General features: G+C 66.9%; 1 protein-coding gene and 2 pseudogenes. All 3 read left to right on the top strand.

Annotated features, from left to right (window positions below; all coding sequences use genetic code 11):
• Positions 1–431: pseudogene (locus F6X38_RS23595) on the top strand (carbohydrate ABC transporter substrate-binding protein); the annotation flags it as partial.
• Positions 432–624: 193 nt separating this feature from the next.
• A pseudogene (locus F6X38_RS23170) lies at positions 625–1,467 on the top strand (carbohydrate ABC transporter permease); the annotation flags it as partial.
• On the top strand, positions 1,460–2,327 hold an 868-nt coding region (locus F6X38_RS23165; RefSeq protein ID WP_150974091.1), incomplete at its 3' end, for a carbohydrate ABC transporter permease. The pseudogene F6X38_RS23170 and the gene F6X38_RS23165, both read left to right, overlap by 8 nt.

The following is a 2,327-nucleotide window of genomic DNA, read 5'->3' as shown; positions in this document are numbered from 1 at the left end:
CCGCCGCGGACGGCAAGGGCCTGCCGCGCGAACAGCTCGGCACCTTCCCGTTCCCCACCGTCGACGGCGGCGCCGGCAGCGCCGCGGAAACCTTCGGCGGCGTCAACTGCTGGGCCGTGTCGCGCAACGCCTCGCCCGAGGCGGTCGACTTCGCACGCTGGTTCACCGGCCCGGATGCCGAGCGCGTCATGGCCGAGGCCGGCATGCTGATCCCGGCGGCCGCCGGCGCCGAGGCCGGGCTGAAGGATCCGATCGTGAAGGGCTTCGCCGACACGCTTTCGAAGTCGCCCTTCCACCAGTTGTTCCTCGACCAGGACCTCGGGCCCGCGGTCGGGCGCACCGTCAACGACATGACGATGGAGATCGTCACCGGCCAGACCGAGCCGGCGCAGGCCGTGCAGGAGATCCAGGACGCCTTCGAGCTCCAATGATCGCCTTCCCACGGACGGGCGGCGACGCGCCGCCCGCTTCCGCCTTTTCCGAAGCCGCGAGGTGCTGACGATGGTCGACGCCGCCGGAACCATCGATCGCCCCGCCGCAAGCCCGCTGGCCGGAAACGACGCCCCTCCGGGCGCGCGGCGGCGAAGCTTCCCGCGCTATCGCAACGTCGGCACCGCATGGCCGGTGCTGGTCCTGTTCCTGCCGCCGGCGCTCCTCCTGTTCACGCTCTTCGTCATCCTGCCGATGGGGGAAGCGGGCTGGTACTCGCTGTTCGACTGGAGCGGTTACGGCGCGCCGGAGAAGTTCGTGGGCCTGCGCAACTTCGAGCTCCTGCTGCGCAACGGAGCCTTCCAAACGGCCCTCACCAACAACGGGCTGATCATCCTCGTGTCGCTTCTCCTGCAGCTGCCGCTGGCGCTCTGGCTGGCGACGCTGGTCGCGCACCGCATTCCCGGCGCGACCGCCTTCCGGCTGGTGTTCTTCCTCCCTTACGTGCTTGCGGACGTGGCTGCCGGCCTCATCTGGCGTTTCATCTACGACGGCGACTACGGTCTCGTCGCATCGCTCGCCAGCCTCATGGGCTTCGCCACGCCGTACGTGCTCGCCGACCGCGACTACGCGATCTACGCGGTGCTCGCCGTCGTCGTGTGGAAGTATTTCGGCTTCCACATGATGCTGTTCATCGCCGGGCTCCAGTCGATCGACAAGTCGCTGCACGAGGCGGCCGAACTCGACGGCGCCTCACCGGCCAAGCGGTTCCGCCACGTGACGCTGCCGCTCCTGGCGCCGACCATCCGCCTGTCGGTGTTCTTCTCGGTGATCGGCTCCCTGCAGCTCTTCGACATGATCATGCCGCTGACCGGCGGCGGGCCGTCGAACTCGACGCAGACCATGGTGACCTTCCTCTACACCTACGGCGTCACCCGCATGAAGGTCGGCTTCGGCAGCGCCATCGGCGTCGTCCTGTTCCTGATCTGCGTGACGGTCGCCTTCGGCTATCGACGGATGTTCATGCGCCATGACTGACGCCGCCCGCGACCCGACCTATGTCGAGAGCCGACGCCGGCTCGGCTTCGTGACGTTGCTCTACCTCTACGGAAGCCTGTTCGTGGTCGCGGCGATCGTGCTGATCCCGCTCCTGACCACCGCGCTCGGCGGTTTCAAGGCGCTCGGGGACCTGCGCGTCAACCCGTTCGGCCTGCCGGCGGAATGGCAATGGGCGAACTACTGGGACATCCTCGCCAGCGTCCGCTACTGGCGGATGCTCGGCAATTCCCTGCTGATCGCCGTCATGACCGTGGCGATGACCGTCGCGGTCGGCGCGATGGCCGCCTTCGCCTTCGCCCACATCCGCTTCTTTGGCGCGAACTTCCTCCTGAACTACTTCCTGATCGGGCTGATGTTCCCGATCGCGACCGCCATCCTGCCGCTGTTCATCCGCATCCGCGACCTCGGCCTGCTCGACAGCTATTTCGGCGTGGTGCTGCCGCAGGTCGCGTTCGGCCTGGCGATGAGCATCCTCCTGTTCCGCAACTTCTTCCGCAACGTGCCGCACGAACTCTTCGAGGCCGCCTTCATGGACGGCAGCGGCTACATCCGCTTCTTCTGGTACGTGACGCTCCCCCTGTCGCGTCCGATCCTCGCGACGGTGGCGATCGTCTCGTTCGTGAACAGTTGGAACAACTACATCATGCCGCTGATCATGCTGAACAGCCAGGAGAAGTTCCCCTGGCCGCTCGGCATCATGATCTACCAGGGCGAGTTCTCCACCGCCTGGCAACTCGTGCTCGCCTTCATCACGCTCACCATCCTGCCGACCGTGATCGTGTTCTTCGCGGCGCAGAAGCACATCGTCGCCGGCCTGACCGCCGGTGCGGTGAAGGGCT

This window comes from Plantimonas leprariae (genome assembly GCF_008802405.1).
Classification (GTDB): Bacteria; Pseudomonadota; Alphaproteobacteria; order Rhizobiales; family Rhizobiaceae; genus Plantimonas; species Plantimonas leprariae.
The sequence above is the reverse complement of the archived record's forward strand: the minus strand, read 5'-3'. Positions and strand labels throughout refer to the sequence as shown.